Annotated in this window: 18 protein-coding genes and 3 pseudogenes; 13 read left to right on the forward strand and 8 right to left on the reverse strand. The window is 68.7% G+C overall.

Features of this window, described 5'->3' with window-relative positions; translation table 11 throughout:
* The 3 genes and pseudogenes from ACZ4RZ_RS16135 to ACZ4RZ_RS16145 all read left to right on the forward strand — a co-directional run.
* Positions 1-744, forward strand: a 744-nt coding sequence (locus ACZ4RZ_RS16135) for an RNA-guided endonuclease InsQ/TnpB family protein (protein WP_467745081.1), incomplete at its 5' end; no start/stop codon positions are given.
* A gap of 164 nt (positions 745-908) precedes the next feature.
* The gene (locus ACZ4RZ_RS16140; protein WP_467745083.1) at positions 909-1,337 is read left to right on the forward strand and encodes a hypothetical protein; all 429 of its coding nucleotides are present in this window, start codon (positions 909-911) and stop codon (positions 1,335-1,337) included.
* 191 nt (positions 1,338-1,528) lie between these two features.
* A pseudogene (locus ACZ4RZ_RS16145) lies at positions 1,529-2,504 on the forward strand (YihY/virulence factor BrkB family protein).
* Between the two features lie 59 nt (positions 2,505-2,563).
* Here ACZ4RZ_RS16145 and ACZ4RZ_RS16150 read toward each other — a convergent pair.
* From ACZ4RZ_RS16150 to ACZ4RZ_RS16165, 4 genes are all read right to left on the reverse strand, one after another.
* Positions 2,564-3,280 (reverse strand): ANTAR domain-containing protein, encoded by a 717-nt coding sequence (locus ACZ4RZ_RS16150; protein ID WP_467745760.1) that lies wholly within the window; start codon positions 3,278-3,280, stop codon positions 2,564-2,566.
* A gap of 79 nt (positions 3,281-3,359) precedes the next feature.
* The gene (locus ACZ4RZ_RS16155; RefSeq protein WP_467745085.1) at positions 3,360-4,121 is read right to left on the reverse strand and encodes an ANTAR domain-containing protein; all 762 of its coding nucleotides are present in this window, start codon (positions 4,119-4,121) and stop codon (positions 3,360-3,362) included.
* Positions 4,118-4,783, reverse strand: a complete 666-nt coding sequence (locus ACZ4RZ_RS16160; protein WP_467745087.1) for a hypothetical protein — start codon at positions 4,781-4,783, stop codon at positions 4,118-4,120. Before ACZ4RZ_RS16160 ends, ACZ4RZ_RS16155 begins: the two co-directional genes overlap by 4 nt.
* Entirely contained in the window at positions 4,780-5,205 is a 426-nt protein-coding gene (locus ACZ4RZ_RS16165) for an STAS domain-containing protein (protein WP_467745089.1), read from the reverse strand. Before ACZ4RZ_RS16165 ends, ACZ4RZ_RS16160 begins: the two co-directional genes overlap by 4 nt.
* Positions 5,206-5,960: 755 nt before the next feature.
* Between ACZ4RZ_RS16165 and ACZ4RZ_RS16170 the strand changes: the two genes are divergently transcribed.
* Positions 5,961-6,281, forward strand: a complete 321-nt coding sequence (locus tag ACZ4RZ_RS16170) for a three-helix bundle dimerization domain-containing protein (RefSeq protein ID WP_467745091.1) — start codon at positions 5,961-5,963, stop codon at positions 6,279-6,281.
* Positions 6,282-6,587: 306 nt separating this feature from the next.
* Here ACZ4RZ_RS16170 and ACZ4RZ_RS16175 read toward each other — a convergent pair.
* Positions 6,588-7,328 (reverse strand): annotated as a pseudogene (locus ACZ4RZ_RS16175) (transposase); the annotation flags it as partial.
* A 184-nt stretch (positions 7,329-7,512) separates the two neighbouring features.
* Complete coding sequence (locus tag ACZ4RZ_RS16180; protein ID WP_467745093.1) at positions 7,513-8,493, reverse strand: threonine ammonia-lyase; 981 nt, start codon at positions 8,491-8,493, stop codon at positions 7,513-7,515.
* A 609-nt stretch (positions 8,494-9,102) separates the two neighbouring features.
* On the opposite strand from ACZ4RZ_RS16180, the gene ACZ4RZ_RS16185 reads away from it, so the two are divergent.
* Positions 9,103-9,339 carry a helix-turn-helix domain-containing protein gene (locus ACZ4RZ_RS16185; RefSeq protein WP_467745094.1) on the forward strand — a complete coding sequence of 79 codons (237 nt, stop codon included), beginning with the start codon at positions 9,103-9,105 and terminating at the stop codon, positions 9,337-9,339.
* Between the two features lie 51 nt (positions 9,340-9,390).
* Here ACZ4RZ_RS16185 and ACZ4RZ_RS16190 read toward each other — a convergent pair whose 3' ends face one another.
* Positions 9,391-9,978, reverse strand: a complete 588-nt coding sequence (locus tag ACZ4RZ_RS16190; RefSeq protein ID WP_467745096.1) for a helix-turn-helix transcriptional regulator — start codon at positions 9,976-9,978, stop codon at positions 9,391-9,393.
* Positions 9,979-10,527: 549 nt separating this feature from the next.
* On the opposite strand from ACZ4RZ_RS16190, the gene ACZ4RZ_RS16195 reads away from it, so the two are divergent.
* The 4 genes from ACZ4RZ_RS16195 to ACZ4RZ_RS16210 all read left to right on the forward strand — a co-directional run bounded on the left by ACZ4RZ_RS16195 (position 10,528) and on the right by ACZ4RZ_RS16210 (position 18,250).
* The gene (locus ACZ4RZ_RS16195; RefSeq protein WP_467745097.1) at positions 10,528-12,120 is read left to right on the forward strand and encodes a diguanylate cyclase domain-containing protein; all 1,593 of its coding nucleotides are present in this window, start codon (positions 10,528-10,530) and stop codon (positions 12,118-12,120) included.
* A gap of 553 nt (positions 12,121-12,673) precedes the next feature.
* Positions 12,674-14,161 carry a cytochrome P450 gene (locus tag ACZ4RZ_RS16200; RefSeq protein ID WP_467745099.1) on the forward strand — a complete coding sequence of 496 codons (1,488 nt, stop codon included), beginning with the start codon at positions 12,674-12,676 and terminating at the stop codon, positions 14,159-14,161.
* Between the two features lie 37 nt (positions 14,162-14,198).
* Entirely contained in the window at positions 14,199-15,149 is a 951-nt protein-coding gene (locus ACZ4RZ_RS16205) for a (-)-alpha-amorphene synthase (protein WP_467745101.1), read from the forward strand.
* A 191-nt stretch (positions 15,150-15,340) separates the two neighbouring features.
* The gene (locus ACZ4RZ_RS16210; protein WP_467745762.1) at positions 15,341-18,250 is read left to right on the forward strand and encodes an ATP-binding protein; all 2,910 of its coding nucleotides are present in this window, start codon (positions 15,341-15,343) and stop codon (positions 18,248-18,250) included.
* A gap of 41 nt (positions 18,251-18,291) precedes the next feature.
* Here the strand turns inward: ACZ4RZ_RS16210 and ACZ4RZ_RS16215 are convergent.
* A pseudogene (locus ACZ4RZ_RS16215) lies at positions 18,292-18,426 on the reverse strand (ISAzo13-like element transposase-related protein); the annotation flags it as partial.
* 232 nt (positions 18,427-18,658) lie between these two features.
* Here ACZ4RZ_RS16215 and ACZ4RZ_RS16220 point away from each other — a divergent pair.
* The 4 genes from ACZ4RZ_RS16220 to ACZ4RZ_RS16235 all read left to right on the forward strand — a co-directional run bounded on the left by ACZ4RZ_RS16220 (position 18,659) and on the right by ACZ4RZ_RS16235 (position 25,288).
* A complete protein-coding gene (locus tag ACZ4RZ_RS16220) occupies positions 18,659-18,952 on the forward strand; it encodes a hypothetical protein (RefSeq protein ID WP_467745102.1) in 294 nt (97 codons plus the stop codon).
* Positions 18,953-19,208: 256 nt separating this feature from the next.
* The gene (locus ACZ4RZ_RS16225) at positions 19,209-21,668 is read left to right on the forward strand and encodes a tetratricopeptide repeat protein (RefSeq protein WP_467745104.1); all 2,460 of its coding nucleotides are present in this window, start codon (positions 19,209-19,211) and stop codon (positions 21,666-21,668) included.
* On the forward strand, positions 21,669-21,803 hold the full coding sequence (locus ACZ4RZ_RS16230; protein ID WP_467745106.1) for a hypothetical protein: 135 nt from the start codon (positions 21,669-21,671) through the stop codon (positions 21,801-21,803). It begins immediately after the preceding gene.
* A gap of 959 nt (positions 21,804-22,762) precedes the next feature.
* Positions 22,763-25,288 (forward strand): Ig-like domain repeat protein, encoded by a 2,526-nt coding sequence (locus ACZ4RZ_RS16235; protein WP_467745108.1) that lies wholly within the window; start codon positions 22,763-22,765, stop codon positions 25,286-25,288.
* The last annotated feature ends 444 nt before the right edge of the window (positions 25,289-25,732 follow it).

The following is a 25,732-nucleotide window of genomic DNA, read 5'->3' on the forward strand; positions in this document are numbered from 1 at the left end:
AAGAACGTACGCTTCGCCTGCTCCGCTGATGCGCTCAAGATGCTCCAGCAGTACCGCAAGGGCGAATCCGACCTGATCGAACGCGACGGCGTGTTCTACCTCGTCGCCGTGTGCGAGGTCCCCGAGGCCGAGCGTTACGAGCCCGACGGCTTCATCGGCGTGGATCTCGGGATCGCGAACATCGCCACCACGTCCACCGGCTACCAGGCCGCCGGGCGCGGCCTGAACCGGTACCGCAAGCGTCAGCTCGCCTTGCGGGCCAAGCTCCAAAAGAAGCGCACCAAGTCCGCCAAGCGACGTCTCAAAGAGCGCTCCCGCCGCGAAGCGCGGCACGTCAAGAACACGAACCACATCATCGCCAAGACGATCGTGACCGAGGCTGAACGCACCTCGGCCGGTATCTCCCTGGAAGAACTCAAGGGAATCCGGCAGAGGGTACGGCTCCGCAAGCCCCAACGGGTCGCGCTCCACTCCTGGGCCTTCGCTCAGCTCGGAGACTTCATCGTCTACAAGGCCCGCAGGGCCGGCGTGCCCGTGGTCTATGTCGATCCCGCCTACACCTCGCAGCAGTGCTGCGCGTGCGGCCACATCGACAAGAAGAACCGGGCAAGCCAGGCCCTCTTCACCTGCCGGATCTGCGGGGTCGTTGCCCATGCAGACCGGAACGCTTCTCACAACATCGCCCGCAAGGGCGAGGCTGTGTGGATCGCGGGGCGTGAGTCACGCGTCCCTGCCACCCCATAGGGGTGTCTGGACGGAGGAGCCCACCCAACAGCCAGCTGGGCGCTACCTCCAAGCCCGGCCGTTCACGGCCGGGTCAAGTTGACGGTAGACGCAACCCATGGCGATGGCGTGCCGGGCAGAACGGTTCTACCGTGAGGACAGGAAGCAGATCCCAGGAGCACTTCATGATCATCCTCGGACTCCTCATTCTCGTCGCCGCGGTAGTCATCGGCGTCGCCGGCGTTCTTTCCAACAGCGGCAGCGCCCACGAGCTCACTGGCGGATTCTCCGTCTTCGGAGTCGATGTCACCGGCTCCACCGGCACCCTCTTCCTGTACGGCATCGTCGTCGGGGCGGTGGCTCTGCTCGGGCTGAGCCTGCTCCTGACCGGTACACGCCGCACCGCTCGTCGCAGCCGCACCGCACGGCGCGAACTCAAGCAGTCTCGGCGCGAGACAGCCGCAGCCGAACAGGAACGGGGCGTTCTGATCAACGAACGCGACTCCGCCCGTGCGCAGACGGCGCAGACGGAGAGGGATGACGAAGACCCTGCCGGACCCGTCGGACGGCCCCGTCACAAGGACCACTGGTTCCGCCACCGGGCCGCTCACTGACGATCCCGGTCGGCCGCCTGGCGACCTGCCCGCGCCCCACAGACGGCCTTGCCGCACCGGACGGCCTCGCGCCGCAGCGGTCATCATCGACTTGCTCCGGCGCAGCCCTCGGCAAGCATCGGGCAGCGCGGCTCTCATACGCCGGAAGGCGGTGCGGGTTCCTCGCTGGAGGCAGGGAGCGGGTGTTGCTCATGGAATGGCCGGCAAGGCTGCCGGTGATCGGAAAGCTGATGCGTACGCACGCTTGGCGGGCGTTCGAGCGGCTGGATGCCGTCCACTGGGCCAGGCTCGCCGCGGCCATCACCTTCACCAGTTTCGTCGCGCTCTTTCCGCTGATCACCGTGGGCGCGGCGATCGGTGCCAAGCTGCTGAGCGAGGACCAGCTGGGGAAACTCCAGGACAAGATCGCCGCCCAGGCGCCGGGCCTCTCCGACCTGCTGGACCTGGACAGTCTCGTCGCGCATGCCGGGTCCGTCGGGCTGATCGTGGGCGCGCTGCTGCTCGTGATCGGCATCAACTGGGTCGGCGCCCTGCGCGAATGCCTGCGCGCGGTGTGGGAGAAGGAGCAGGGCCCGGGCAATCCGTTCCTGCTCACGCTCAAGGAATCCGTGGTGCTGGTCGGCCTCGGCGCGGTCGGGCTGGTCGCGATCGGCAGTTCGGTCTTCGCGAACATTGCCGTCGGCTGGGCCGCCGACAAGGCCGGTGTCGAGGGCGGGGCGCGCTCTGCTGTTCTTCGCCGGCCTGGCCATCGCCCTGGTTGTCGACTTCCTGCTGCTGGTCTACGTGCTCACCCGGCTGCCGCGGGTGCATCCCGGCCGACGTCCGGTCGTGGTCGCCGGGCTGATCGGTGCGGTGGGCTTCGAACTGCTCAAGTGGTTGCTGACCTACCTGCAGGGCGTTGCGGCGAAGAGCATGTACGGCGCCTTTGCCGTGCCGGTCGCCGTCGTGCTGTGGATCAACCTCATGGCCAGGCTGCTGCTGTACTGCGCCGCTTGGACAACAACAGCAACAGCAACAGCAACAGCAACAGCAGCGGGGACGGCGGTGCGGTCCGGCGAGACAGTCGAGGGCGAGGGCCCGGAGCCCGGGATCAGCCCCGCAGCCGGCGGAGCACCACAGCGGGCATCAGTCGGCAGCGCACCGCGCCTCCAGAAGCACGGCCCGTGATCCCAGCGTGGTTCTTCGTGCTCGGGCAGCTGCGTGCGATCACCGCCTCGGCGACAGTGTCAGGCCGCCAGCCCGGGAAGAGGTTCGGAGTCGTCGATGAAGGCGCGGGCCAGATCGGACAGGCGGCGGTTGTGCGCACGGGCGTAACTACGCAGGGTGGTGAAAGCCTGTTCCATGTCGATGTTCTGGCGTTCGGCGAGTTTGCCCTTGGCCTGTTCGATCAGTACGCGGCTGTTCAGCGCGGTCTGCAGCTGTTCGTTGAGGACGGTGCTGCGGTGTGCGGAGCGCTGTTGGAGCAGGCTGATGGTGGCGACGTCGGCCAGGGCCTGGGCGAGAAGTGTGCCGACCGGGTCGAAGGGGCCGGGGGCGGCGTGGAAGAGGTTCAGGGCGCCGACGGTCTCGTCCCGCAGGCGCATGGGCAGGGCCTGGACGGCCCCGAACCCGCTGCGGTGGGCCGCCGCGACGAAGCGCGGCCAGCGGTCGATCTCCCGGGTCAGGTCGGTGACTGCCATGGGTGTGCCGGTGCGGAAGCATTCGAGGCAGGGGCCTTCGTCGTTCTGGAGCTGGAAGAGTTCCAGCAGGCGTACCTGTTCGTCGGAGGCGGCCATGACGCGCAGTTCGCCGTTTCGGTCGGCGAGCAACACGCCTGCGGCGCTCGCGTCGAGCATGCCCACGCAGCGGTCGGTCAGCAGGCGCAGGAAGTCGATGAGGTCGAAGTCGGCGACCAGGTTGTCGGCCAGCTCGACGAAGGTCTTGGCCAGGAGCTGCTGATTCATCATGCACACCCTCGATTGAGACTAGTCCCGCCGGGAGGGGGCGGGAAGCACGGCACGTTCGTCGGATGGCACCGGTGCGTCAGGTTTCCTCGTCGGTCCGTTCGGGTTCCGTGTCCGGGGAGAAGCGGAGCCGGTGGTCCACCACGTCGGCGGCCACGTCGGCGAGCCGGCGTCCCTGCATATAGGCGTAGGCGCGCAGCCGGACGAAGGCTTCTTCGATACCGACGCCGAGCTGGACGGTGAGGATGCCGGTTGCCTGGTCGATCTCCGCCCGGTATCCGCCCAGGTCCTCGAAGCCTCGATCTTCCAGTGCTCCGTCGACCGGCGCACCCGTCTCCTCGATCCGCGCGTCGAGCAGGAGCAGCGTCGCGAGATCGGCGAACGCCAGTGCGTCGGCCAGCTCGTCCGCGTCCAGCACGGTCGGCACGTCGGCGTACAGGTCCAGAACTCCCGCGCTGATCGCCCCCATCTGCAGGGGGAGGGCGAAGACCGCGCGTGCCCCGGCCTCCAGGGCCGCATCCGCGAACACGGACCAGCGGTCCTGCAGCGCACCGGTCAGCAGATCGGGCGTCAGGACGGCGGAGCCGTGGGTGAAGGCGTCCACGCAGGGCCCCTCGCCCAGGGTGAGCTGGAGCTCCTCCAGTTGTTCGCTGATGTCGTCGGTGCTGCACAGCGGATGGCTCGCCGCAGTCCGGGACATCGCGGACAGCCCGGCCCCGCCGACCGGCAGCGCGGCCACGGCCGCGGTGCACACATCCACCACACCGACCCGGGCACCACGCAGGGCCGCCTGCTCGGCGACCAGCACCTGAATCCGCGCCGAGCGGCTGTCGGACCTCACCCGGGCCACCGGGTCCAGGCATCGTGAGCAAGACCCTCCAGCCGCGCCGCGGTTCGTTCCCCAACCGGAAGGACCAGCACCCGGAGCAGCGTGGCGCTGACCGGCCTCCAGATCTCTCCGACGTCCAGCCAGCCCCAGGACCGGAGCGCAGCGAGGGCGGGGCGATCGGCCCGATCCACCATGGTGGCGCCGAGCGACGCCTGGTGGTCGGTCAGCAGCCGTTCCTGCAACCGGCGGGCCACGTGCTCGTCCTGCGGGTGCGGGCGGACCAGGATGTCGGTGATCGCGAAGACGCCGTCCGACTCAGTGAGTTGCTCGATGCTGCGCGGCAGTGCCCCGTCGAACCCGAACCACCAGAAGCCGTCGCTGCGCACCGGGAAGCCGAAAGCGCATCCCACCAGGCCGTCCGTCTCCGCGATCACCATGGCGAAACCCGGCCGCCGGATATCGCCGGTGAGACGGTTCAGAAAGTCCTGGCGGCCGGGAGGGCGGTACGCCTCACGGGCAGACATGTCGCGGGCGTCCACGTACAGATCCGCGAGCTCCCCGCTCACGCCCTGCGCCTGCCAGCGGTTCACCCGACGTAACCGCACCGCGCCCGCGTCGGATGGCTCGCCGCCACGGGGCTTGTACGGCTGCCCCCGCTCCGACCGGGCCGTCACCGCACATCACCCGAGAGGACAGAGACAAGCGGAACGGGCCGGTGCGGCGGGGCTTGGGCGGCCGGGGCTGGGACATCCCCGAGAGGAGGTGCCAGACGCCCGAACGGAACGCCGAGGAGCAGGAACCCGGAACCGGTGAGGTCGAGTATCAGGCCCAGCATCGGTGGCGGGTGGTGCAGCCGCAAGGCTCCGCCGGCCTCCGTGATCTTCTTTGCGGCGTGCAGGAAGACGTTGAGGCCGCTGCAGTCGCAGAAGCTGACGGGGGTGAGGTCGACGTCGATGGTGCGCATGCCGTCGCGCAGACACCGCGCCAGTGCCGCGCGCACCAGCGGCGCCGATTCCAGGTCGATCTCACCGGCCAGGGTGATCAGTGCCCGGTGCCTTCGGTCATGACGGTAGACGGTGAGCTGCGGTAGGGGCATGACGCCTCGGTTCAGAAGACCATCCGGCAGCGCACGCGGTGACGCGGGGATTCCCGGCCCCCTTGGCGCGCTGCCGGCAGGGGCATACGTTCGAAGGAGGCGGAGCAACGGCCGGTCCGACAGCCTGTGCGACAGGACAGAGGACCCACCCAGTTCCTTCCAGGGATGCGCCGGGTGACGGACGAGAGATCCGCTCCCCGCAGCCATCTGTATCGAACAACGACAAGCCGCCGGGGTCTGGGACGTCCGTACAGCAGCATAGTCCCCAACCCGGAGCGGCAGACGGCCCGAAGCCGCCGATTCCCAGGATGTGGACAGTGCCAAAGGCCAGTGGCGCGCGCACTATCCAGTGCCCTGCACGGTACTTGGGCCAGCAGCACGAAGGCGGCGGCCGACAGCCGCTCAGGTATGGCAGTCCGTCGACTGCCCGAGGAGGTGGCTTCGCCGCTACCTGCTGGGTTCCCCGGACGGCGCCGATCAGTCGCGTAAATCCCGCGCCGGAGTCGGCGGCGACACCCCGTCGCGTGACCTGCTGACGCTGTGAACGAGGCAACCGGGACTGCTGCAATCGCGAACCCCCTCGACCGCCCAGCCCGCAGGTCGACCCATCCGACATGTCGAGCTCATGAACAGATCCGGTGGGCCGTTCCACGGACGCGGTCCGTGCAAGTATGGGAAGTGGACAGGCCGCCACCGAGCACCCGGATCCTGATCGGATGCCGCGGTCGGCCATCTGCGACAGTGAGGAGCGCCCCATGGGCGCGAACACGGCCGAAGCTGCGGTACCTGACACTATTCAGGAGCTGACGGACCGGCTGACGGCCTCCTACGCCAACCTGCTGACGGCTGCAATCGTGCGGGATGTGGTGCAGGACTGCTACCGGCCGCTCAGCAACGCTCGTATCCCTAACTATGTTCCGATCCTCGTCGAGCACAGCAGCCGCACCAGGCTACGACAACTCACCCGGCGCTCCGATCCCACGGTTCTTCTTCGCGAGCACTCCGACGGGATACGAGGCCACTCAATCGCGAGGGCCTATCGAAGGGTTCGAGTCGCCCTGACCCGCTCGGCATAGGCACGGCGCCCATGGAAGGCACACTTGGCACACGGGCCCGCTCGACCATCTGCTGGGCCAGTTCCCGGTCCAGGTCGGCCGCACCCGTTCCCACGTTGTTCGCGTCCCCGCCCGGCCATTGCTGTGATCCCCGGGAATCGATCTTCTAGTTGGGTGACTGGCTCAGGCGCCGGCGGGTGTGCCTTCGGCAGCGGCCACCTACGCGGCCGTGACCGTGGTCACCGCCGGTCCGCCTCTCGGCCGCCCGCGGGGATGGTCCCCAAGGCCGTCACGGTGACCGCGTCGTGCCCGGCTGCTCCCGGCGCTCACCATGCGCAGGACAGTGACGGCGGGCACTTCCCGCAGCCATGCCGGCGCCATCGGCGCGAAGACCGCTTCGAGCAGGCGGTATCCGTCCGTGGCGATCTGCCGGGCCAGCTGGCGCCGCTCCCGCTCGTCGGCCGGCAGCCGGTAGGCGTCGACCCGCGCCCCATGGCGTTCCTGCCACGCCGGGTCCATCAACGCGCGCATCCACTCCGGCGCGGCCGCGGCGAGCGCTTCCAGCGCCGCGCGTAGCGTCTCGCCGATGAACTCCAGGCGGTTGAGGCTGCGGACCGCGGCCGGGACGTGTGTCGAGTCCGTGCGCTGCCGCCCACCGGAGGCGACCAGTCCCATTCCAACCAGCCGCTCCAGGAGCAGGTCCAGGACCCTCTCCTCCAGACCATGCGCCAGCAGCCGATCCCGGAACCCGGTCAACACGGTGTGGTCGAAGCCGGGGTCGGTCAACTCCAGGCCCAATAGGTACTTCACGTCGATCCTGGCCCGAACCGCGTGCGCGGCCTGTCGATCGGTCAGGTTCTCGGCGAACTGCAGGACGTTGACCAGAGCCAGCCGACCACGTGAGATACCGGGGCGCCCGCGAACCCCGAAGGCCGCTTTGAACTCCTCGTCCAAGAACGGCGGACGGAGGCTGTCCCGAATCCTCATCGCCAGGCAGCCCTTGGGGAATGCCGCGCGAGCGACGTCCCGTGTCCTAGCGGGGACCTCCGCTCCCGAGTCCGGCCGCATGGACACCGCACCACCCCCAGTTCCGCGGCCGGACGCTCGGTTCGTGCGCTTGGACCGCCGCGCAACACACGCGCGGCTAGGGATGCCGCACGATCCGTGATCACGCTGGCTTCAGCCAATTGGGCAACAGGGTCTTTCCAGGTACTCGAAGAGTGCGGTGGACAGCGCCAGACGGGAGCAATTGTCAAGACCTGTGGATAGGAGCCGCGCCGACCCAGCGGTGATAGGCGTCTACGTCGACGTTGCTGCCGCACACGATGGTGACTACGTGTCGGCCGGCGAAGCGGTCACGGTCTTCGAGGATCGCCGCGATGCCGAGCGCGGCCGACGGTTCGACGACGAGGCCGGCGTGGTCGAGGAGCATCCGCATACCGGCGATGATCGACGCCTCCTGGACCAGGACGGCGTCGTCGGCGAGCAGGAGGAGGTCGTCCAGGACGGCCGGGATGGGACGCCGGCCGGCGACGCCGTCAGCGATGGTGTTGGTCGAGTCGGTGGTGACGACGCGCCGCGTGCGCCACGAGTGTGTCATCGCCGGTGCGCCCAGCGGCTGGACGCAGATCACCTCGACTTCGGGCGCCCGGGCCTTCACCACATGACCCACCCCGGTGGCCAGCGCCCCGCCGCCGAGAGCGATCAGGACGGTGTCGAACGACGGCGCGGTGTCCACCAGTTCCAGGCCGATGGTCGCCGCGCCCTCGCAGGTCTCGATGTCCAGGCTGTCTTCGACCAGCCGGATGCCGTCGTACCGCGCGACGGCCGCCGCACGCTCGCGAGCCATCTCGTGGTCGCCGTCCACCAGCTCCAGCCTGGCGTCCAACGCGCGGATGCGATCAAGCTTGGCCACAGTCGCAAAGCGGGATGCCACGACGGTGACGTCGAGCCCCCGGTCGCGACCGGACCAAGCGAGGGCTTGGCCAAGGTTGCCCGCGCTGGCGCACACCACGGCTCGCGAGCCATTGTCGGCGAGCAGGCTCGCGACTACCTCGGTGCCGCGGGCCTTGAAGCTGCGGACCGGGTTCGCTGTTTCGAGCTTGATGCTCACCGTGCACCCGAGGTCGGGCTCCAGCGCCTCGCAGCGGTACAGCGGAGTGTCGAGAAAAATCGGGTCGATTACCCGGCGAGCCGCCCGGATCCGAGCAGTGTCGAGGCGCGTCTCCGGCATGACACAGCAGCGTAGCGCCACCGGTGCTGTTCCATTTGGGTGAACGCCCGGCGACCGGTGCCTGTACTGGGAGGTGAGTCAGCACCGACGGAGAGGGAATGCCGTGCGATCTGTCCGACCTGTCACCGTGGTGACCGCAGCCTTACTGTGCCTTGGCCTGGCAGGCTGGAGGAATTGCCAAGACCTGTGCCGGGCGTGTCACGCGGCGTGGGTATCGCCTCCTGATTCGTCGGGCCGTTCGAGGAGTTTGCCGTTGACGAGCGTGCACCGGCAACGCCCCTGCCATCGGCAGGACGATGCAACCGGTGGAGCAACAGAGTCGTGTGGTCTTGCAAAGCACTGCCCGCAGCAGCATCTCGACGCCCAGGTTTCTGGTTGACCCCGGTGCCCCTGCTCCCGTAGCCGCCCTGCTGCGACTCCACGGTGTCCTCCGGCTGGGGCCGCCGCCGTGGGAACAAGGACCTCAAGGTGATCGGGCACTGTCCTCCTGCCCCGACCGGGCCTTGCTACGGCGGCGCCGAAAACGGGCACTGTCAGTGCCCGCCAGTAGGGTCCGGGCTGGGCCGCGCGTGACTTGTGCGCGGCTTGCGTACCGTGTTGGGAGAGCGTGTGGATCCGGTTTCACCGTCGGTGCTGGCCAAGTGGGCGGGGCCCATGGCCAGTCGGTTCGCCCTGAACGGCCTTAACAAACTCACCCGCTACCGGCGGGTGGCACGCGCTGCTGCCAAGAAGTCGGCGGCGGCCGGAGTGCCGGTCACCGCGAAGTCCCGGCTTCACGCCGCAGCAGCTGAACTGCACGTCTCCCAGTCCTCGTTGAGTCACGCCGTCGCAGAGCCGGAGCGCTGACCCGTGCCATGCCCCTATGCCGAGGTGATGCGGTCGCGGCGGTCGGCCAGTTCACGTCGGGAGTGGACGTCGATTTTCCGGAACACCTTCCGCAGGTGGTAGTCGACAGTGCACGCTGAGGCAGAGCTGGGCTGCGATCTCTCCGTTCGTGGCTCCTCCGGCGGCGAGGCGGGCGACGCGCGCCTCCTGGGGAGTTAGTTCGTCGCCACCGCTGGGTGCGTTTGCGGCGGTCGGGGGAGTGGCGCCGGCCGCGGAAAGCTCCTGTGCCGTCCTGGCGGCGTGCCCCTGAGCGCCCATCGCGTGGAAGAGTTCGTAGGCGATGCGCAGTTCGCGCCGTGCGTCCTTGGGCCTGCGTTCCCGGCGCAGCCATTCGCTGTAGAGCTGGTGGCTGCGCGCCAGGCGCAAAGGGCCCCGGGCGTCCTCGTGATGGCGGACGGCCAGCCGATGGAGAGTCTCCACCGATGACGGGTCGGGTGTGGTCAGTGCCCGGGCGCGGGCGAGGTCGCCGGGCAGGCCGGGTACGGGTGTCCGGTCCGTCAGCCGGGACAGGTCATCCAGCACGTCCAATGCCTCGTCCTGCCTGCCGGAGCGTGACGCTGCCTCGACCATGTCGACGAGAGCGACGAGGGGGTCTCCCATGCTCTGGTCGCCGCCGCCGACCGGGTCGTCCGTCCCCCTCGTTCTTTACCAGAGGCGAGGCGGCGGCGCACAACTAGCGTCGTTATTTCAGGTGATGCCCCAAGCCGCCGCGGGGGCTTGGGCGCTAGATGCTCCTAGCCTCTTATAGCACTCGAGCAGTTCCGGCAGCGTGCGTCTGCCTTTCTGGGCTCGATCACCGAATCGGGGAGCATGATGGTGGCGTTGGTCGGTCGAGACGGTTTGCTTCACGTCGCCCGCACCGGCTGGCTTTATGTGGCAGGCGTGGGCAAGGCCTTGTGCGTGGGCCTTGCGGCGGCCGCCGCCGTCGGCGGGGGTCTGACAGCGTCCGTGCTCCCGGCCGGCGTAGGAGTGCCGGCTGCGCACGGAGTAGCCGCTCTTTCCCTCCTTGCGCGTGCCCGGACAGCCGCCGAAAGGGTGCGTCTTCGCCTGAGGCTGTTCGCCGTTTCGGTCGCAGCGGGCGGCCTTCACCACTTCGCCGTAAGTCAGCGCCCTTCGGCCACAGGGCACTCTGCTGGTGTCCTCCGATTCATGGTTCAAGGCCTGGGGGTCGCCGGGATCGCCATGTGTCTGGGGCTGGGTGTCGCCGGACTGGTGATGGCAGCGGCGGACAGCGGCACGAACCTGATTTGGCTACGGCGGGTCCTGGACGGATGGATGATCGCAGGGTCGCTGCTCACTCTGTGCTGGGTGCTTCTGCTGCATCGCGCCGACCAAGGCAGTGACGTGTCGGCATCGGTGCTGGGTCTCGCACGCGTGGTGACGGACATCCTTGTCCTGGGTCTCGTCGTCGCCCTGTGCTCCTGGCTTGAACCCGGGAAGCGCACAGCGACCACTGTGGCGGCCGTGGCCCTTGTTGTCCTGGCCGTCAGCGACATGCTGCGCATCCTGTTGCCGGTGCCGGGCACCTGGCACGGGGTCCCTCTGGCAGCGACCTGTTCGATGACCGGGTTGCTCCTGGTCGCTGCCGTGCCGTGGATGCCGGGGGGTGCCAGCGTCGTGGGGGTCGGTGAGCGGGTGCTGCCTGTCGTCGGGGTGGTGGCCGGCTTTGTGCCTGTGGTCGTTTGCGTGCTCGCCATGGGGGCTCATGCGCTGGCCGGTGGCCGCAACGATGTGGTGATGGTGGCCCTGGTAGGTACGGTGCTTCTCGGGCTCGGCGCCCGGCAGGGCATCGCTCACGCCGACCACCTGCGTATCACGCGAGAGGTCGTCGCCCGTGAGGCCCATTACCGCACCCTGGTCGACGGTTCGTCCGACGTGATCACCATCGTCAGTCTGGACGGCCGTGTGCTCTACGTCAGTCCGGCCGCCCGCCACGTCTTCGGCTACCGGCCGGAGGATCTCGTAGGCGCTCCCCTGCCCCTGTACACCCACCCGGTCGACGTGACGCCGCTGATGCAAGCCGTTGAGAGGCTGCGGCAGGAAGCCGAATCGGGCGACCGCGGCCCGGGTCGCTCCGTGTCCTGCCGGGTCCTGGCCGCTGACGGGGGATGGCGCCATGTCGAGTCAACGATCAGCCACCACCCCGAGGGACTGATCTTCAGCAGCCGTGATGTAACCGAGCGGGTCGCACTGCAGGCACGACTCGAACACCTGGCCTTCCACGACGTGTTGACCGGCCTGCCCAACCGCGCGTTGTTCACCGACCGAGTCGCCCACGCACTACGGAAGCGGACCGCCGGCACGACCCCGCCTGCAGTGCTGTTCCTGGACCTGGACGACTTCAAGGACGTCAACGATTCGGCCGGACACGCCATGGGCGATGCCCTGCTCATCCAGGCTGCCCGTCGGCTCCAGGCATCGGTGCGGGCCGGCGATACCATCGCCCGCCTCGGCGGCGACGAGTTCGCCGCACTCCTGGAAGGAGAGGCAGGGGCATGCCCTCCGCGGGCCAGGGAAGTAGCTGAGCGGATCTTGTCCGCCCTGACCAAGCCCTACCGCATCGGCAGTACTGACGCGGTGGTCTCGGCTTCCATCGGCATCGCGGTCGCCATGCCAGGCATCACTCCCGACGACCTTCTGGATCACGCCGACCAGGCCATGTATGAGGCCAAATCCGCAGGCAAGGGCCGCATCCGTATGCACCCCCGCAGCCACCGGACGTCTGAACCACTGACGACGTGACTTCAAGGACTCGCAGACGCACAGCACGGTGCAGATCTCGGGGAAGTCCACAGCCGGGCTCGGTGGCTCCGCCTACACCATCACGTTGACCCACGAGCTCGCGCCACTCGATTACTGCATGCATCCGGCGGGAGGGTGAACTTCCGCGGCCCGGGAGTCCGCTTAAGCAGGAACCCGCCTGTTCCGCACATGGGGTGCCGCTGCACAGCCACGCCCAAGTGTCCTCACGTGCGAATACGTCCGCGGCCGCAAGTGTCTGGCGCGTGGAGGCCTTCCGGGGCCGAGAACCGCGCTTGGTGCACCGTCACCAAGCCTGCAGCGCGTCGCAGACGGAAGGAGCACGCAGAAGAACGCTTGAGTGGCAAAAGGCAATTGCAAGAGGTGCGTCGTGCCTCAACAGCGGTCCGCTCAATGCTTCTTCATGCACCTGTGCGCCCCCGCAGGAAGAGGACTTGGGGAGCCGATGGCGGTCTGATTGGGCAGGACATGAGTCACGTCCCAAGCCGGTGGACCATTCACCGATTCCAGCGCGTCAGATGAGCGAGGTGGTTCCATGAGCAGTGTCGTACCTCACCCGGAGCAGGCGTGGACCACAGGTACTGCACCCGGCATATTCCCATTCCTCGGGCACGCTATCACCCTGTTCCGTCAGCCGTTGGCATTTCTGACTTCTCTGCCCGCCCACGGGGATCTGGTGGAGGTACGCCTGGGTCCCCAACGCGCCTGGATGGCCTGCCGCCCGGAGCTGGTCCACGAGATACTCATGGACCCGCGCACCTACGACAAGGGCGGCCCGCTGTACGACAAACTTCGGCTGCTGATGGGTGACGGCCTTGTCACATGTGGCCAGGAGGCGCATCGACGGCAGCGCAGGTTGGTTCAGCCGAGCTTCCGTCCTTCCCGCATCGCCTATTACGCGGAGACGATGGGAGAGGAAGCCGAACTGGAATGCCGCCAGTGGCAGCCCGGGGAGTTCGACGTCAGCGGGGCGCTGATGGCACTGACGACGCAGGTGACCAGTCGCGTGCTGCTGTCCGACTCACTCGATGCCGCGACGGCCGCCGAGGTGCGGGACTGCCTCGCCGTCATCGTCCGCGGCCTGTTCGTCCGTATGGTCGCCCCGATCGACGCGCTGTTCCGCATCCCCACACCTGCGAACCGCCGCTATCGACGTGCGCTCAACCGACTTCACACGATCATCGACTCGGCCATCGAAGAACGTCGAGCGGGCGCTCCCCGCAACGATCTGCTGGGGACGCTTCTGGGTACGGGAGGCAGCAACGGAGGAGCGACAGCACTCACCGAACAGGAAGTCCACGACCAGCTCATCACGTTGCTGCTCACGGGAGTCGAGGCCCCGGCGCTGTGCCTGGCCTCCGCGTTCAGGCTGCTCGCCGCCCATCCGGAGGTGGAGCGCCGCGTGCACCGCGAAGTCGACGCTGTTCTTGCCGGTCGTCGGCGACCCCGCCCCGACGACTTACCACGTCTCGTCTACACCCGATGCGTCGTCGACGAGACGCTGCGCATGTATCCACCAGGCTGGCTCTTCACTCGCGTCACCACCACGGATACGAACCTTGCCGGGCGCCGTCTGCCCCGGGGCACCACCGTCCTGTACAGCCCGTACCTTCTGCACCACGATCCGGTGTCGTTCCCCGACCCCGACCGTTTCGTCCCCGAGCGTTGGTTGCCGGGGCAGGAGGCGACCGTGCCGAACGGCGCGATGTTGCCTTTTGCCGCAGGTAACCGCAAGTGCATGGGCGACACGTTCGCCATGGCGGAGGCCACGCTCGCCATCGCCGCCATCGCCAGTCGCTGGCGCCTGCGCTCGCTGCCCGGGTGCGCCGAGCAACCGGTCCCCGCAGTGACTCTGGGGCACAGGTCACTGGTGATGATCTGCGAACCGCGCTCGCGCACGCTGGTTGGGGAACCGTCCCGTGGATCGTCCCGTGAATGCTCTGTCGCACCACCGGTGCAGGACGCCCTGCAGGTCCCGCAGGACTCCCGAACGGCAGGTGACGAAGGTGTCTGCGACGCGTGAGGGCATCGCGGCAACATCGCAGAGTGGAGTTCCTCCGGTGGGCAGTCTGAAGGAACTGATCGAGGCCAACCTCTACATGCCCTTCCCATTTCTGAGTAACCCCCATGAATCCGCAGCTGCGGCAGGGGTCGAGAAATGGCTGTTCAGGGTTGGGCTGGCCGATGATCCAGCGGTGGTGGCGATGATTGCCCACACCCGCCCCGCTGCGCTCGCCGCCTACAGCAGCCCCACCATGAACGCCGACATCGTGCAGATCGTGGCCGACCAGATTGCCTACCAGTTTGTCTTCGACGACCGAGCCGAAGAGCTTGGTCGGTGGCGGCCGAGCCGACTGCTGCCCATGCTGTGCGAGAGCATCGGAATTTTGCGGGACGACCAATCGCCCAGTACTGCGCTCGGGGCGGCCCTGGCTGATCTCTACCGACAGGTTCAGGGACGGTGCACACCCGCACAAGCCGCACGATGGGCATGGAACAGCCGTGAGTACGTGCACGGCCTGTTGTATGAAGCGGTGGCCCAGACCGACTCTGCCCAGGCACGGATCGGGCCGTCCAGTTCGATCCGTTCACTTACCGCCGGTGTTCAGCCCTTCTACCCGCTGTGCGAGGCCGCGCAGCACCGCGAGATCGCCCCCGACGAGCTCCATCACCCTGTCATGCGGCGCCTGGAGCGCCTGTCGGCCGATGCTGCGGTGTGGATACCCGACCTCTTCTCCGCCATGAAGGAGCAACGGACAGGCGGAATGATCAATCTGGCCCTCGCCTACCAACACGAGTTCCGCTGCTCCCTGTCGGAGGCCGTCACGCTGGCCATACGGCAGATCAACAGCACGATCAGTGAGTTCGAGAAGCTCTACGCGGAGTTCAAGCCGGAGTTGAGCCCCGCCGGCGTCGGCTATGTGGAAGGCATGGTCGGCTGGATCCGCGGCTGCTACTACTGGTCTCGCACCGTGCCGCGCTACGCGGAGACAGCAGCGGCCACCGTCTAAGCAGTGAGCGTCTGGGGCCGTCGACCCGCACGGTGGGCTGAGGAGGTACCCGGAGGGCGGAGCTCAAAACCGCCTTGGCCGGTGCTTCACCCATTCTGTTTACGTTTTCGCAGCACAGCTACCGAGCGTCCACAGGAGCGTACGCTCAGCGCTGTCAATCGAGGTGTGATGACAGGAAAGTAGCAGGCAATATGGCGGATGGGCTGCTGCAATCGATCGGGAAGCACCGGACGTTGCTGGAGCGCGACCGAGAACTTCGCGCGCTCGACTCTGCGTTGTCGGACCTCTGTGATCCCGTCGACGGCGTGGTGCGAGCGCGGCGTGGCGGTCTGCTTGCCCTTGCCGGTTCGGCCGGACTCGGAAAGACCACGCTCATGGCGGAAGCGCGGGCCCGCGCGAAGGCGCTGGGATGCACGGTGCTTTCGGGCAAGGGTGGCGAGAAGGAACAAGAACTGGCGTTCCGGGTGGTTCGCCAACTCGTGCAGCCGACTCTGGCGACGATGGGTGAGACCGAACGCCGGGACCTGCTGGGCAGTTGGTACGACGTCGTCGCCACCGCTCTCGGTCTCGAAGCAGAGGACACCGGCCGTGTGCCGGACCCGATCGGGGTGCGTGACGGCCTTGATTGGGTCATGACCCGCTTGGCCGTGGCGGAGGCGCCTGTCGTCCTGCTCCTGGACGACATGCACTGGGCCGACGTCGAGTCCCTGAGTTGGCTTGCCTCCTTCGCTCCACGGGCCGAAGACCTTCCGCTGCTGATCGTTGTCGCCTACCGTCCCGACGAACTGCCGCCCGAGGCCGCCGCGTTCCACACGCTCGCCGAACGCCATGGGAGCCGTCCCTTCAATCTGGCGCCGCTCACCGCCGCCGGCGTGACGCGGATCGTACGGGACGAGCTGGGTGAGGGCGCCGAGGACCAGTTCTGTGATGAATGCTGGACGGTCACCGGCGGGAGCCCTTTCGAGGCCGTGGAACTCGCTGCCAGGCTCGGCGAACGGCACGTGAGGGGCGAGAAGGACGACTTGCCCGTGATGCGGGACCTTGCCTCGGCCGTCAAGGGCGCCGGGCTGATCGAGCGCCTGCATCGGCTTGGACCGGCCACCGTTCGCTTCGCCTGGGCCGCCGCCGTACTGGGCACGTCCATCTCCCCCGAACTCGCCGCCACCATCGCGGTGATCGGCACCGAGGAGGCCGCCGAGGCGATCGAGAGACTGCGCGCCGCCCGGTTCCTGGCCGACGGCTGCGGGCCCCAAGGCGGCCTGCAGTTCGTGCACCCGCTCATCGCCACCGCGGTCTACCGGTCCATCCCCTCAAGCCTGCGGGTCGGCATGCACAACGCGGCCGCGGAGGCCATCCGCGCGACCGGGCTCCAGCCCACGATCGCTGCCCGGCACCTGTTGGAAGTCCCCTGCGAAAACAACCACGAAGCGGTCGAATGCCTGCGGCAGGCCGCCCGTGAGTACCTTCGGGCCGGGGCGCCGGAAGCCGCCCGGCGTGTCCTGACCCGCGCGCTGCAGGAGCCGCCCCTTCCTCAAGAGCGGGCCGCGCTCTTGTATGAACTCGGGTGCTCGACCTTCCTGATTGAGCCCGCCGCCACGGTCAATCATCTGCGCTCGGCACTGGCGGAGCCCGGAGTCGACGCCGATCTGCGCGCCTCCATCGTCTACCGCCTGACCCAGGCCCTGGCTCACACCGACCGCATGGCAGAGGCCTCATCCGTGGCCGCGAACGAGGCACAGCAGGCGACCAACCCGCGCATCCGACTACGTATGCAAGCTGATCAATTTGTATGGAGCGCCTGCCGGGCCGACGAGCCCGACTCGCCCGCCCGCTCGCGCACACTGGCGCGGCTCGCCGAGCGCCTGACCGGACGCGGTCTCGAGGAGCGCTACATTCTGGGGCTGAGGGCCTGGGACGCCATGGTGCGCGGCGAATCGAAGAGGACCGCCCTCGGCTGTGCCGAGCAGGCTCTTCGCGGCGGACTCAGCTGGAGCGATGAAAACCGGGGCTTCGAGGTGCCGGTCTCGGTCGCCATGGTGTTCATGTACTGCGACCAGCCGCGGCTGGCCGAAGAACTGTTCACCAGGGGTGTCGCCGAGTGCGAGCAGAGAGGCTGGCGCGGCTCCCACCTGGCTCTGGGCCACACTCTCTTCGGCTACATCCGCTACCGCCGCGGCTGCCTGGCCGAGGCGGAGGAACTGGCCCAGGAAGGCCTGCGCATCGCCGACAAGGTGGAAGGGGCGGTGCCCGCCCAGTGGTTCGCCATCGGCATCCTCATCCAGACCCTTCTGGCCCGTGGACGGACAGACGATGCACGCCGCCTCGCCGACATCTATCACTACGGCGAGACGGTCCCGAACGCCGTCATCTACCCGGACCCCCGTACGGTGTACGCCGAACTGCTCCTGTCGGAGGGGCGACGCTCCGAGGCGGCGAGCCTGTTGTCCGGTGTCGGAGACTGGCTGGACTCACGCGCCTGGCGCAACCCCGCCTGGTGCCCGTGGCAGCTGAACCTGGCTTCCGCTGTCGCCCCCACCGAACCCGAACGAGCAGTTTCCCTCGCCCAGGACGCCGTCAAACGGGCACGAGACTTCGGCGCGGCATCCGCCATCGGCCAAGCACTCCACACCCAGGCCGAGGTGACCGGCGGACCCGAGGCGCTTGACCTGCACGCGGAGGCCGTCGGATACCTGGAATGCTCACCCGCTTCGTACGAACTGGCCCGTGCGCTGGTCAGCCACGGCGCTGCACTGTGCCGGAACGGCCAGCTGCAGGAGGCCGCCGACCAGCTGTACCGGGGCCTCGAAGGCGCCGTCCACTGCGGTGCCGAGGCCTTGGCCAACCGGGCCAGGGAAGAACTCACTGCAGCTGGCCTGCGGCCACTGCCACTGCGCTATGCACAGACAGACACGCTGACCGCTCATGAACGAAAAGCTGCCGAAATGGTGTCTCAGGGCCGCCCGATCGCGGTGGCCGCGAAAGAACTAAGCATCACCGAACAGGCCATGAAGCGGCTGCTCTCCTCCGCATACCGCAAGATCGGCACCGATGCCACAGGCCTTGCCAGAGCCCTGAAAACCTTTCCGCGCCCCTTGCCGTAACGCACGACGACGTCACCCAAGGCCGGGCGACCACGCAGGTCCTCCCTGCCGCGGCCCTTCCGCCAGCGGCGGATGGATTCGACGGCGAAGGCGGCGGTGTCGTGGTCGGTGCCGACACTGACCCAGCCGCTGTTCGCGGCCAGGTCGTAGATGCCGTAGGGCGCGGCCTTTCCGAGTCTGGCTGCCGAGGCGGGGCATCCCATCGGTGAGGCCGCGCAGCGGAAGGTCGAGGACACTATGCGCGCGGCTCTCGCGGATCCGGCCGCGGCCCGGAAATGGGCCTCTGGCCGGCTCGTCGAAGCCCTCGTCCCACCGGCCGGATTCGCCGAGGCGGCCCCTGCCGGCACACTCGCCCTCCCAGCCCCTGCACCACGCAGGGCACGCGGAAGCAAGACACCCTCGAGGCCGGTGCACCGCGACGTCACTGACGCCGAGCGGGCCGAAGCAGCACTGCACGAACTCGAGGAACGCTCAAGCGAACTGGCCCAGCAACTCCAGGCCACGACGGAACTGCGACGCCAAGTCCTCGAACGCGCGACCGAGCTGGCCCAGCAACTGCACGCCACAGCAGAACTGCGACGCCAGGTCCGAAACGACCTCGACAACGCACGCACCCGGGCCGCGGAAACAGACCTCGCCGCACAGCAGGCACGCCACGCCGCTCAGACGGCGCGAGTGCAGGCCGAACTTTTGAGGAAGTGAACCCCTCGCCTCTGGGGACGGAGGCCGCGGGCGGTGGCGTTCCCTCCCTCTCCCCCCGGCAGTGCGCGCAGCTCACCTTGCACAGCCCGAGCTCTGGACCCTCGCTGGCTATCCGGGCGGCCGGGGAGCTTGCCGCCGTTCCGCGCGGACGATTGACGGTGAACCGGGCTCAAGAGTCTTGTGGCCGCTGGACAATGCGGTCCGGGGGTGCGATATGTCGTTGACGGGCCGTACGTGGACGTTGCCGCGTCGGGTGGTGGCCGCAGTCGTGGCCGCGCTGGCGGTTGCGGTGCCTGCGGTGCTGGCCGCGGTCGGGGTCCGGCTGTGGTGGCTGCTGGGATTGCGCGTTGTCATGGCGGCGGTCGGTGGGGTGTTCGCGCCGGCGCTCGCGGACGGTTACCGGCGGGCGCAGGAACGGGGCGAGGAAAGCAGTCTCGCGCTGGCCAGACACTCCCTGATACGCAACGTCCGGGATGCCACGGACCCGTTGCGGCTGGGCGTGCACCCCGCACGGCACGCGGACCCCCGCGGCGCCGCTGTCGGCCATGCTGAGGGGACGGGCAGTGGTGACCGCGTTCCTCCGTACGTGCCGCGCGACCTCCATGAACGACTTGTCGAACTGCTGGCCGGCGGTGGGTTCGTGCTGTTGGTCGGCGAGTCGGCGGCCGGGAAGTCCCGTGCCGCGTACGAGGCGATGCGGGCCGCGCTCCCCGATCACACGCTGATCTTCCCGGACGGCAAGGCGGTTCTGCCCGACGCCGTCGAGCGGGCTGCGCTGCTGCCCCGGTGCGTGCTGTGGCTGGACAACGTCGAACGCTATCTCGGCTCCGACGGGCTGACTCGGACCGATGTCGCCCGGCTCGTCGATGGGGACGGCCATCACCGGGTCGTGCTCGCCACGCTCCGTTCGGCCGAGATGGCCCGCTACACCGACAGTGCGCACCCCGATGCCGCGGACGCGGCGGAGGCCCGGCACGTGCTGGAGCAGGCCATCCAGCTGCGGCTGCGGCGTCCGTTGAGCGCCGCGGAGCGCGAACGGGCCCTTACCCGCGCCTGGGACCAGCGCATCGCTGATGCGCTCGACCACAGCGGCCAATTCGGTCTGGCCGAGTACCTGGCTGCCGGCCCTGAACTCCTCAACGCCTGGGAGAACGCATGGGAAAACGCCCGGGAAGGAGGCAACCCGCGGGCTGCCGCCCTGATCGCGGCTGCGGTCGACTGCCGTCGCGCCGGACTGACCCGGCCGTTGCCGCGCACGCTGCTGGAGTTCCTGCACGAGCACTATCTGGCCGGCGCCGGCGGCGACCGGCTGAGCCCCGAATCCCTCGACGCGGCATGGGCCTGGGCCACCGAACCGCGCAACGCCACGGCGGCGCTTATCCAGCCGAGCGCCGACCGGGCCACGGTGGAGGTCTTCGACTACCTGGTCGATGCCACCCAGCAGGACACCGCACCAGACAATCAGGTCCCCGAGCAGACCCTCGCTGGTGCGCTCGCGGATAGTGACGCCGCTGAGGCAGGCGAGATCGGCGCCCTTGCCTATGGCTACGGGCGCTACGAGCTCGCCGCGCGGGCTTTCGGGCGCGCACAGGAGATGAACAGCGCCGACCTGGGCCCCGAACGCCCCTTCACGCTGACCAGCCGCAGCAACCGTGTGGTGATGCTCGGCGAACTCGGCCACTTCGAGGAGGCTGAGGAAGAGGCCCGTACCGTGCTAGAGATACGCACTCGGACCCTGGGGCGCGAGCACCCCGACACGCTGGCCAGCCGCATCATCCTCGCTAGCGCGCTGCGCAATCACGGTGACTACGCACAGGCCGAGGCCGAACTGCGAGCCGTGCTGGAGCAGTTAACCCGGGTCGTGGGCCCGGACCACGGCAACACCCTTTCGACCCGCAACAATCTGGCCGTCACCCTGCTGGTACAGGGCCAGTACGAGGAGGCCGAAGCCGAGGCCCGCGCCACACTTGAAGCCCGCACGCGGGTGCTGGGCCCGGACCACCCCGACACCCTCACCAGCCGCCACAATCTCGGGGCGAACCTCGAGCACATGGACCGGGATGAGGAGGCCGAGGCCGAACTACGCGTCGCACTGGAGGGCCGCGCCCGCGCCCTTGGCCCCGACCATCCCCGGACCACCGTCACGCGCAACCTGCTCGCCGATGTCCTTGTCGGCCTGGGGCGGCTCGATGAGGCGGAGCGCGAGGCGCGCGCAGTGCTTGAGGTACGGACCCGTGATCTGGGTCCCGAGCACCCTGACGTCCTTGAAAAGCGCAGCGACTTCGGCATTCTGCTGCGCAAGCTGGAGCGGTACGAGGAGGCGGAGGGCGAGCACGCCGCGGTGCTGCAAGCTCGCACGCAGTTGCTGGGCGCGGACCACCCCGACACCCTCACGAGCCGCAACAACCGGGCAGTTGCGCTGGACGGCATGGGCCGCGTCGAGGAGGCCGTCGTCGAACACCGCCACGTCCTGCAGGTTCGCACCCGGCTGCAGGGCCCTGACCATGTGGAGACGTTGCGCAGTCACGCCAACCTGGCCGCCTCCCTCGGAGAACTGGGCCGCTTTGAGGAGGCCGAGGCGGAGGCGCGCATCGCGTTGGAGGGCCGCAACCGCGTCCTGGGCCCGGACCACCCTGACACGGCCGCCAGCCGCGACACGCTGGCTGGTCTGCTCCGCGACCAGGGCCGCGAAGACCAGTCCGATCGCATGGACTGAATGCCCATGCGCCTGCGCCTGATCGGCCCGACTTCGGCACGGGAGGCCTGGCTGGGCTTGGAGATGGGCGGCGTCCCTGGGGTGACCGCGCTCGGCCGGCACACGGGGCTGGCCTGCGCGTTCGTGCGCAAGTAGGCCAAGGCGTATGGCAGTCGCCGTCTCGCCGAGGGCGCCGAGGTTGCGGGCCGCCGGGTGCTGGTCGTCGAGGACGTGGTCACCAGTGGTGGACAGCGCTGCCACAGCGCGGACGAGATCGGCGGCAGACTGGGCGATGGACTCGGGCCCAACGACCGCTACAGAGGCGCGACGCTTGCGGACTGTGACGTGCAACGTGCCGATGCGCTCGGCCATATTTATCTTGAGATGAGCAGGATCGGAGTAGGTCAAGAACCTCTTGGCCTGCATCAAGGAGATCGGCGTACGCCTTCGAGCGTGGCTCTTGCCGTTCGCGGAGGCTCTCAAAGCGGCGGAGACGAGCAGCCTCCGACTCCTGGGACCTGACCTGAAGGCGGGCCGTTCGAAGGCTGAACCAGCTCGTCCCGACCGCCGTCAGTCCCGCGAGGCCGCCACCGATAGCCGCACCAACGACGGCCGCAACTCCTGCATCCACAGGCGGATTCCCTACCAGGGAATCAAGAAGAGCGCCCCCTCCCGGCCGGACCGGGAGGGGGCGCTTCGCGTCCTGGGGGGTGAGGAACAACGGAACGAAGACCGGCGCCAGCGGCCTTGCCGCAGATAACGGGGGTGGGGCACTCGTATGCGACAACTGCTCCGGGCGGGTGGTTCGCACAGGCAGGCGAGTGGTTCGGCAGTGCCGCCGGCACCGACCGGACCGTGACCGTCGGCACCCTGACAGTCGACCCGCGTATCCGATCGCGTGTCCGATGAATCGCGTGTCCGATGAATCGCGTATCCGATGAGGAGACCCGCCTGTGCCACCCGGAAGAGCTGTGCCTGCGCTGCGGCCGGCGCCGACTGTGGCGAGACGAGCTCTCGCTGCCGCCATCTCGCTCTGTCTGACCTCAGTACCGCTGGCCCTGCTGCCTTCGCGGGCATGGGCGGACGGTGCCCCTACGACATCGGCGAGCCACTCTGTGCGGAACGCCCCGACGGACGTGCGGACTCCGGCCGGGGGACTGCCGCGGGCGACGGTGAGCGCCGCCCCGGTGACCGTCGTCGACGCGAGCGCGCTCTCCGGTTTTCCCAACGGCCGCGGCGAGCCTTCCATCGCGGTCAACCCGGCCGACACCGACGAGATCGTCATCACCCGCTTCGACAACATGAGGTGGAACAGCGGCAACGCCGACCTGCTCTACTCGACGGACGGCGGCACGACCTGGACCAACGAGACCAGCATCCCGGCACCGGGTCTCACCGGCCAGGCGAACGCTCCGGCCGACCAGACCGTCGACTACGGCCGCGACGGCACCCTCTACGGTGCCTTCCTGACGTGTGTCGGTAACCCCTGCACCCAGAACCGAGTGGTGGTCGGCTCGACCAGCGATCCCACCAGCGCGGCAGCGTGGACCTGGAACGGCACCCCCACCGCACCCGTCAGCGGCACCAGCACGACCGCCGATCAGCCCTGGCTGCTGGTGAACCGCGACCCGTCCAACGCGAGCCAGGACGACCTCTACGTCTCCTACGAGGACACCGCCGCCCCGCCGACGGCGCAGGTCGCGGTCTCGTCCCCCGCCAACCCCTTCAACTTCACCGCGCCCGCCTCGCCGGGCTCGGTCGTCACGAACGCCGCTACCAGCGGTGGTGTCCGCCTGGCGACCGACCCGCGGAACGGCTGGGTCTACACCCTCTTCCAGACCGGTGCCGGGACCGGCGACCCGCAGAACATCACCTTCCGGCTGAACCGGTGGAAGGGCGACGGGACGGGCTGGACACTGGGGAACAACCCGGGTGAGGGCCCGAACGGCATCGCCGTCGCCACGGCCAACACCCACCAGGGCAGAACGTACAAGTTCGGCGGGGTCAACGCGCTGCTCGGCGGCGTCGACCACGCCGCCGTCGACCCGTCCACCGGCGACGTGTACGTGGCCTACGGCGCGGACGTCTCGGGCAACAACCAGATCAGGATCCGGCGGCTCACCGACGACGGCGCGGGAAGTCTCACCGTCGGGGCGGAGCACAACGTCTCCGCCTCGACCAACGCGGCGCTCCCCTCGGTCGCGGTGCTCGCCGACGGGACCGTCGGCGTCCTCTACACCACCTTCGACGGCCCCAACACCGCGGGCTTCCCCATCTTCTCCGCGCACCTCGCCCGGAGCACCGACCACGGCGTCACGTTCACCGACACCGTCCTGCAGTCGTTCTCCTCACCGGAGAGGTCCGACACCATGAACAACCAGCGTGTCCTCGGCGACTTCCAGCAGATGAAGGCCGTCGGCAATGTCTTCTACGGCTCCTTCTCCGGCAACGCTGGCGGGCCGAACCCGGCCACCACACCGCCGGGGGTCGACGCGATTTTCTTCAAGACCGTCCCGCAGGACTCCCAGACCTCGCTGACGTCCTCCGCCAACCCGTCCGTATACGGCCAGCCGGTGAACGTCACCGCGACGGTCACCCCCGTACCCGACGGCGGCACGGTGAGCTTCAAGGTGGACGGGAACCCGCTCGGCGGCCCGGTGCCGGTGGACACCACGACCGGGCGGGCGACGTCGGGCAGCATCGCGACGCTGAGCCCGGGCCCCCACAACGTCGACGCCGTCTACAGCGGCAACGGCGACCTCGAGCCCAGCACCGCCACGACCCTGGTCCAGACGGTCGACAAGGCGCCCGTCACCACAACCCTGGCGTCCGCCGGCCCGGCGGCGTTCGGTCAGGCCGTCACCTTTGCCGACACGGTGTGCCCTGCCACCCCGAGCACCAACCCGCCCTCGCCGCCGAGCGGGACGGTGGTGTTCCGCGACGGCGGCACGCTCGTGGGCACCGGCACGCTGTCGCCGGGCGGCGGCACCAACTGCAGCCGGACGCAGGTCAGCACGTCGGACCTGCTGCCCGGAACACACACCATCACCGCCCAGTACAGCGGTGACGGCAACTACCTGGCGGGTGGCCTGGAGTCCACCACCCAGACGGTGACCTGCACCAGGACCATCACCGGATCGGTCCCGAACGCGGTGTTCGCGGGCAGCGGCAGCACCTGCATCGTCAACGCCACGGTCGGCGGCGCCGTGCACGGCGCTGCTGGTGGCGCCCTGTTCATCAGCAACTCCACGATCCGGGGCAGTGTCCTGTCCTCGGGCGGCACCCGTTTCGGCGTCTGCGGCAGCACGGTCACCGGATCGGTGAACGCCGCCAGGGCCGGCGGTTTCGTGGTGATCGGGGACCCGGGTGACGACGGCTGCGCCGGAAACAGGATCACCGGCCAGGTGACGCTGTCCGACAACCGCAGCGGTGCGGAGGTCATCGCGAACCACGTCGGAGGCTCGGTACAGGTGCAGGGCACGACCGGTACCGGCCCCTTCCCCGAGGACTCCCGGGCCGAGATCGAGGGCAACACCATCGGCGGCTCCCTGATCTGCTCCGGCAACGTCCCGCCACCCACCAATGACGGGCATCCCAACTCCGTGACCGGTGCACGGCTGGGCCAGTGCGAGACCCTGTGATCACGAACTGAAACGATCACGCCTTCTGACGGGGTGCCTCGGAAGAACCTGGGGCACCCCGCTGGTGTGTCAGGCGACCAGCTCGATCTCGGGAGACGGGTCGGTATCCCCCTCAAGCGTCCGCCCGCGCCAGCACGCCCCAGGTGGCCAGCGGGGCGAGCAGCAGGGTCAGGATGCCGGAGAGGACCAGGCTGGGGCATGACCCAGATACGCACACTCACGACGCAGAAGACGGGTCGGTCTTAAGGCTCAGGCCGATGAACTGGTCACGGCGGTGCTGGCGGTGCGCGTGGCAGGAAATGTCCACGACCACTTGTGGGGTGGGTGGAAGGCCAAGGCCATGGCCGGCCTGCGTGCGGCAGTTCAGGGTGGCGCGGCCTACGCCCGGTCCGGCCAGAGGGGAGTCCCAGCGTTCTTGGTCGGCTATGGCGACGCTGCCAGTGT

This window comes from Streptomyces sp. NPDC027189 (assembly GCF_055566975.1).